The organism is Ruegeria sp. N10 (assembly GCF_056531545.1).
The window spans coordinates 671,281-678,976 of the sequence record NZ_JBQFLY010000001.1; the positions used below are offsets into that span (position 1 = coordinate 671,281).

The following is a 7,696-nucleotide window of genomic DNA, read 5'->3' on the forward strand; positions in this document are numbered from 1 at the left end:
GACTGGTGCGTGTCTGGACGGCATGTGGCTGGTCGGCTTCGTGTGGCGATCATATTACCAGACTGGACGTCCCAATCGGAAAGTGATGGTTTGCTCACTCCCATCCGGTTTTTTAAGATGTGTAATAACGTTGTTTGCCGTGTCGGTGGGGGTGAGTTGAAAATGTGCCGAGGTCACGCCTTCCCTTGGCGTCAAGCTGATCTGTTGATCTGTTTCTCCTTTGATTTCAATCCGTGCAGCGCTGATCTCCGGCTCGCTGACACGCAATTCGAGGTTAACAGGCGTTTTGCGCCGCAAAGGTTCTTGCAAAAGCAGGTGTGCCACCGAATAAGCGGCATCCGTTGGGTAAACTCTGGTGGTAGGGTAGGAGGTGGGGCCAAAGCGAAGATACCCCGCCAGTACAATTCCCACCAAAAGCAGCAGATATGCCCATCGAAAAATCCCCAACCCGCGCCAGATACGCCTGATCGGATGATATTGCGCGGCGTCAGGCACCATCCGGGCCGCAAAGATCAGCGCGCCAGTGAACGCGACCCCGGTCGCTGCAAGCCCCAGGGCAAACCAAAGCACCATCGAGAAAGCTCCACCCCAAAAGCCATAGTGAAGCTTATCCACCATTGGCCTCCAACGCGCAAAGCTTGTGCTGTCGTCTGGTGTGAAAGCGCCCAGAACCTCGAATGTCTTGGGGTCAACTATCACGCGGCTATAGCCGCGGATATCCGAAATGCCCGGAAAATATCCTTCAAACGTATAGCTTTCTACCTTTCTTCCGGGAATCGTCAGGGTTTGTGGCTCGAAACCCGGAAGTGCCGCGCGCGCGCGGGCTTCGACCCGATCCAGGGTAGCCATACCGAAATCGACCGGCAATCTGGAGTCACGCGCGACCGGTGGCTGGGCTTTCGGTGTTGTGCCGTCAAACCCCAAGTCGCCCAGCAGAAAGTAGAAAGCTGTTACCGCGCTGATAATCAGGAAGGGGAATGTCCAGACAGCAGTTACCCGATGTGTACTACTGACCCACGATCTGAACTCCATCGACTTACGGGGCCATCGGAAAAAGCCCCTCCAGAAACGTCGATAGGTGATAAGCCCGCTAACAATCTGAAACAATAGCACGACGGATGTCGCGCAGATCGCAAGGAATGCGATCTGTCGACCGGTCATCAGCGCAACGTGAAGTTCCCGCACAAGCTCCCCGAAGCCGAATACACTTGTCACATCAACAACGGCCCCTGTCTTGGGATCCGTCCAGAAAATGACCTCTTCACCCCAACCAGTACGACCGTATGTTTGATCTGCGAGCCACCGAGACGGGCGTTTTACGATGGTGCGGACCTGGCTTTCCGGATGGGCTTCCTTGATGCCATCATAGATCATTCCGAAGCTGGCGGTACGTTCCTCTTCAACTGTGGTGGTCCAAGTCGCGGGCCGCCCGATTGCATCAAGTTCAATACCGATAACAAGAATGGACCCTGTCAGAAACAGGAAGAAGAAAAAGATCGAAAAATGCAGGCCCAGCCAGGTGTGCAGGGTAAACAGGCGATTGCGTAATTTGCGGTTCATTTGGATACCCGACGGTTCATAAACCTACGGCACACTAAACGTGGTGGAGGTCAAAGACACAAGAACTTCGGGCATTACCTGTCGCCAAGTGCTTTGGCCTCGGTGTCTACTCCACCATTCGAGTATGCCCCCCTACGAAGATGATCCTTAAGGGTTTTCCGCTTTTTGGGTTTGACCTCGAATTCCTCATGATACGATCTCTCGACATTTACGTCCCACACATCGTTGTCTTCACCCATGATGTTGCGGGCTGCGTACATCGCCGACAGCATCGAATGATCCTGATTGTTGTAGCGATGGAGGCCGTTGCGGCCGACAGTCTGGAAGTTCTCAAGCGTTTTCAACCAGTCGCTGACCGTATCCAGCGCCTCTTTGTAATCCCCGTCATAGACCGGATAGGCCTTGGGTTGCCGGATGATGGCGCTGTCGATGACGGTGTCTGCCTTGGCGAGGCCGAGCTTTTCCAGCTCTTCGCTGGCCAGTTCTCTCAGATCCTCATCGGAGGATGACCACAGACCGTCGCCTTTCTGGCAAAAATACTCCATTCCGATGGACGACGTGTTCTGGTCCGGCAGCATCTCTTTGGACCAGGCGCGGAAATTCTGGATGCGCCCGACTTTCACCTGCGGGCTGTGGATGTAAATCCAGTTATCCGGGAACGGGTCAGCATGGTCGAGGACCAGGGTCACGATCAGGAAGTCGCGATACCGCAGACGATCCGCTGCTTCGACAACCTCGGGCGGCGGCGGCGGATCAAAGGCGTGGATCAGATCACGCACAGCCATCGAATTGATGAACTCTTCCCCTTCGACCCGTTCAGTGCGTTTTTCCCCTCTTTCGTCCCAGTGGCGGATGTCGACCGAGGTCACGCGATTGCCGTCTCGGTTCACCTGAATCACTTCGGAGTGTGTCTCAACGCTGCCCCCCTTTTCCCGGATCAGATCGCGGGTTTTTTCCCACATCATGCCGGGGCCAAGACGGGGGTACTGGAATTCCTCGATCAGGCTGGCGGTGTCGTTGGCACCGGAAATCGCGTTCCAGACCGCTTTGGGTAGGGACAGGTTCTTGATCCGCTGCGCGGCCCAGTCGGCCCGGATCTCAGAGGGCGGAATACCCCAGACCTTTCTGGTGTAGCTGTGGAAGAAATGCGCATAAAGGCGCCCACCAAAGCGGTTGATCACCCATTCTTCAAAAGTGTCTTCCTGCTTTTTGGGCCGGATCTTCCACTTAATGAAGCTGCCGATGATCTTGTAGGTCTCGTAGGGGCCAATGTTGCCCAGGGCGTTGAAGATGCGCAGTGGGTAATCGTAGAACTTGCCGCGATAGAAAATACGGCTGAGGCGCTGCACAGTGATGAAATCATCGCCCATCACCTCGTGCCACATATCCTCGACTTCTCCTACCTTGGTGAAGAATCGGTGCCCGCCAATGTCAAAGCGGTATCCCTTGTGGGTTTCAGTTCGCGAAATCCCTCCAACCATGTCCGACGCTTCGTAGACTTGGGGGACGTGCGTATCGCTCAGTTTCTGGAGTTCATAAGCGGCCGTCAATCCGGCCGGGCCGCCGCCAATGACTACAACTGGAATAATATCTTTGGTCAAATCACTCACACCCACACTAATTCTCATACAAAAACTCTGACGTCAGGCTACAAGAGGTCACAGCAGTTTCACAACAACTTCCTGTAAGTTAAACGACTTGGTGCAACGTGTTTGTGAAGTAGTTTGCATGCAGAAAGATAAAGAGCGCGCTTCGATGACGGATCGCGATTCCACTGCAGTTACCGGGCAGGTGGCGGTCGGCGCAGGCAGGGATACCTTGCGAAACGGTATATGCGGAGCTTCGACGGGCAGGGTGAATGGCAACTCATTGAATAAGCTGGCGATAGTTGCGCCACTATAAATGGCGGCTTTTCCGGTGCCAAATGCCGAATGTCCCCGCGCTTGCCTGAGCCTGCCGGGGCCTTTATTTTATTTGGCTGGCATCGTGGCGCATCGCGAACATTAGAGAAAATGCCGGTTGTGATGGTAAAATGTTCTTGCACGTATCTTCAACAATACGCGGTATGCTGGGGAATTGTCTGCGCAGGGGCCATGGGAGCCGGCGGCGCCCCAAACGGCGACTCGCCCTGGACCGCAGGCATGGCGAATCATCTGGTGCCAAAATCCGGGGGCTCATCCCCGCGTGACGCGCAGTTTCTGTTTTTGCCCCAGTACGTGATACTCGAACAAGCACCAGACATAGATGGTGGCCGAATAGACGTAGTAGACCTGATGATAAAGCAGGCATTTAAACGCAAACCATGACCCGCCATGGCCCGCCATGGTGCGCGCCAGATCGAGATTTATGACAAAGGCCAGCGGCAGCAGCAACAGCGGCAGCGGCCAGGTGCCTGGCCAGAATGGCAGCGCCAGCATTGACAGCAGCAACAGCCCAGCGATCGCGGCCCGCAGCCGTTCGATCATCGAGGTGTTGAGATCGTCCGTCAGCCCCTCGCGCGAGATCATCAGCCGGGCCCAGGGCAGGGCGCGGCAGAAGATGTCTGTGCTCAGGCTGTTGCGTATGGTCCAGACTTTCAGATGTTTGCCCTGCAGGCGGGGTTCTACAAGAATACGGCGCCCGGTACTGGCGATCCGGTAGCCCAGCTCGATGTCCTCGATCGAGGGAACCTCATAGGTTTTTACGTCAAATCCGCCGACCTCATTAAACACGTCTCGCCGGATGGCCCCACATCCGGCCCAGAAGGTGCGGGCGTCACGTTTGGCCCGCTGATGATGATAGCGGTGCAGAAGGTTCTTATAGCGCGAAAACCAGGATTGCCCGTCCGGTGTATCGTCATAAGAGCCAAATACGGCGGCTACATTGTCCTCCGACATCGCGCTACGGATATGGTCCGGTCCGTCCGGCCAGGCGATGACATCGGAATCCACGAACCACAAGATTTCACCCGTGGCGTGCTGCGCGGCCAGATTGCGCGCTGCCCCTGGTCCGCCATTGACTGGAGTGGTCAGAACCGTGGCGCCCATTTCACCCGCAAGGGCTGCCGTGCCATCCGGGGATTGGTCATCGACCACCAGAACCTGCTGTACCTGACCTTTGTTCAGCATTTCAATCAAGGGAGGTAACACACGCGGCAATAGGTGCTCGGCCTTGTAAGCCGGCATTACAACGCTGATGGAAAGAGGCTCGTTCGGCATTATTGGTCCTCTGTGCTGGCGGATTGCAGCGCCGCGGGGCGCCTGACAAGAAGAAGAAAGGCAGCGGCAAATGGCAAGAGCCACATCACACGCGCGCCATATCGCGGCGCTGGCTGTGACACTCCTCCGCACACTAGGGCATTGACTGCGATGCCAAGCAGCAGAAATAGCACAAACACCTTGAAAGGGGGCGCCACCTGGGCCGGCCGGACAAGCAGCAAGGCCACCACCAGGGCAGAGACTAGATAGATCGCCGGATGAATGATATCCGCCATCCTGAGCCAGGACTGATCGCGGGTCAGCAGGGTATTGTCCAGAAACACAAGCCGCTCATCAGGCAATCCAGACAGTAGTTTTGCGTTCTGCAGGCTGGCGTCATGCGGGATCGTCATCACCACGCTGTTCGAGGCCAGCTGTTCCATTGCATTCTGCGTCAGCGCGAAAATCGTACCGAAGGGGCGGGCCGCCAGGACCCGCAGGAAAAACGCACGCTGTTCGAAAGCCACTGCGCGCTGATCTTCGGGTGTCATCAACTGGAAAGATCCAAGGTTCTCGGATCGTTCGAAAATGATATGCGATGCCGTCAGGCGGTAAGGGTCATCAGACCAGGACAGGGCTTCGTGCAGGGCGCATGTTGCCAATTCGGATGTCGGGCAGACATCATCCAGGTATGCCATCCCCGGGCCGTCTACGATCAGTCGCGCTGTGATATGAGGCGTATAGACCACTTCTTTTTTTGTGACCGTTTCCACTGCAATCTCGAACGCCTTGCGCTCGGCGATGGCAACGATGACCAGACATGCCGCAAACCCGGCGGCAAGCCAACGGCCCTGGCCGACACGCAACAGGGCAGCCAGCACGACCAGGGGCAGCATCAGAACCGCAATTCCCAGATGCGAGGGGTGCAGAACCACGGCAAAAGTGCCAAGCGCCAGAATCCCCATCGCTTCAGCAACTGGTATGCGCTTCCCCGCCGCAACAACCGCCGCAATCAGGATCAGCATCACCGGTGTGAAAATGTCCGGCATGATATAGGCGACGTAGAAGGGCAGCGCGGTCGTCGTTGCGACAAGCAGAGGGATGGTAACCAACTGAAGTGTGCTTCGACCCGAGGGAGCGCTGCGCTGAAGCAGGCGCATCGCCAGCCAGACCGACAGCATCAGCAGAGCCAGCTGCGCAACGGCGACACCCCCCAGTGCATCGGCGCGCCAGAATACGGCGACAAGCAACGCGTAGAAGATAGACCGCGATCCTCCGGCGGTGTCATCCTCGTCAGACGCTTTCGCGGTTTCGGTTGTTTCTGCCGCGCCGAGGTCAGCCTGTGGCGAAGGCGCCCGCAGGATCATGGACAAGGCGACATTGCCCTGCCGGAAGTAGCTGCCCGTATCAAAGTAGACGAGCGGCCCCCGGTTGATCACTAGGACCATCAAGCAGACGGCAACGGTCGCGATCAGCAACAACAAGGGCCTCAGCCAGTGCGATGACCCGGCGGACAGGCTTCTGCTACTCATTGCCGTTCGGCAGCATGCGGAGCCGCCGCAGTTGAAACGCCAGGGGAACAGACAATTGTTGCGACTGGCTCGCCTTCCAGCGGCACTTGGGGCAACCAGCCCCGCCAGCCCTCAGGGTCGGTATTGAAGCGAAGTTCATGTTGTTGAAATCATAATCAGACGCGTTCATCAGCGTACCCAGCATCTTTTAACTTTTTTGTTTCAATATCGATACCAACCCAGTCCGCATTCTCTGTGGTTATGTTCTCGCTAACCCTCGAGGAAGCCATCTATTCGTGACCAGACAAACGTAAAGAACAAACGGCTAAACTAAAAATTCCCATGTCAACGCTACACGAAACTTCGGGCGTGTCGAAGGAGAAATATGGCATGTCTCTGGCTTCGTGCCTTATTCGTGTCCAACACGATCTACAAGCCCCGGGTGAAAATTCGAGCATGGATCATGGATAGTGTGCCATATTGCGCAAAATTGTTTCTTGATCCGAGCGAAGAGCAGACGTGCACTCCCCTGAACAAAGCCGCACTAACCATCGTGCCGAAGTAAGCCGCCAGCATTTTGAATCCACTTCAACCCATTTGGGGCCGATTCGAGGCTGTTGGGGCCTTTTGTGTTCACGTCTGAGAAACAACAGCCAAGTTTCTCGCGCCATTATGTTGATGAGAGCGTCAGTCCGCCCAAAAAAAGCCCCAATTCGCGAGAAAAGCCTTCGTAATCAGACAATAATAGATTATTAATATTTAAAGTAGGTGCCGTGCTGAGACTGCGCATGGATAGTTGTGTGTAAACTAGAAGGTGGGACTTTTATGTTTAGCTCTTTGAAAATGATGGCTGTAGGCCTTATCACTGCCGTTTTCATGGCGGGATCGGCCAGCGCGCTGACACAAGTGTCGGCCGGCGGTAGCTACGACATCACTTCCGACAATTTATTTTTCGGCGCGGTTAACTCGGGCGCGGGCGGACCAGGCACGTATTCGGTGAATTTCACGTCGCCTGTTGACCCATTGCTTGGAAATGCGGGGGCATCAATTACCCTGCGCATATTGAACGCGGCATTCCCTTTGGGTTTGACGATGAGCTGGGTTGACGCCAACGATCCCAGCATCGTGTTGGCCACAACAGCCGTTCTGGGTGACGTGACGACGAAGCTCAATACCATCTTCAGCAGCGTAAGCCCGAATACTCTGAGCCAGAACCTCGTGTTCAGCTGGGCCTCATCCGCCCCGAATGTCTCATTTGATTTTGACGTGGCAGCGGTTCCGTTGCCAGCAGGTGGCATGCTGCTGTTGACCGCCCTAGGTGGGCTGGCGCTGATGCGCCGCCGCCAGACGGGTTAAGGTGTTGCAACCAAGTAGAAATGTCACTGGTTCTGCAAAGCAGAAGTGTCACCGGAGGGCGGGACGGGAGCAAGGCTTTGCAGCCCGGAGACC

At 55.9% G+C, this 7,696-nt stretch carries 6 protein-coding genes; 1 reads left to right on the top strand and 5 read right to left on the bottom strand.

The annotated features are described in order from the left end of the window. Window positions 1–54: 54 nt before the first annotated feature. The 5 genes from ACR0JI_RS03285 to ACR0JI_RS03305 form a co-directional block, all read right to left on the bottom strand. Window positions 55–1,560, bottom strand: a complete 1,506-nt coding sequence (locus ACR0JI_RS03285; RefSeq protein WP_480495710.1) for a PepSY-associated TM helix domain-containing protein — start codon at window positions 1,558–1,560, stop codon at window positions 55–57. Between the two features lie 74 nt (window positions 1,561–1,634). After that, entirely contained in the window at window positions 1,635–3,170 is a 1,536-nt protein-coding gene (locus tag ACR0JI_RS03290) for an NAD(P)/FAD-dependent oxidoreductase (RefSeq protein WP_480879238.1), read from the bottom strand. A 564-nt stretch (window positions 3,171–3,734) separates the two neighbouring features. Then, the gene (locus ACR0JI_RS03295; protein ID WP_480495714.1) at window positions 3,735–4,757 is read right to left on the bottom strand and encodes a glycosyltransferase family 2 protein; all 1,023 of its coding nucleotides are present in this window, start codon (window positions 4,755–4,757) and stop codon (window positions 3,735–3,737) included. Next, the gene (locus ACR0JI_RS03300; RefSeq protein WP_480495716.1) at window positions 4,757–6,268 is read right to left on the bottom strand and encodes a hypothetical protein; all 1,512 of its coding nucleotides are present in this window, start codon (window positions 6,266–6,268) and stop codon (window positions 4,757–4,759) included. The genes ACR0JI_RS03295 and ACR0JI_RS03300 overlap by 1 nt, the downstream gene beginning before the upstream one ends. Continuing rightward, complete coding sequence (locus tag ACR0JI_RS03305; protein ID WP_480495717.1) at window positions 6,261–6,452, bottom strand: hypothetical protein; 192 nt, start codon at window positions 6,450–6,452, stop codon at window positions 6,261–6,263. Before ACR0JI_RS03305 ends, ACR0JI_RS03300 begins: the two co-directional genes overlap by 8 nt. Window positions 6,453–7,072: 620 nt before the next feature. Here ACR0JI_RS03305 and ACR0JI_RS03310 point away from each other — a divergent pair. Further along, a complete protein-coding gene (locus ACR0JI_RS03310; RefSeq protein ID WP_480495719.1) occupies window positions 7,073–7,603 on the top strand; it encodes a VPLPA-CTERM sorting domain-containing protein in 531 nt (176 codons plus the stop codon). Window positions 7,604–7,696 lie beyond the last annotated feature (93 nt).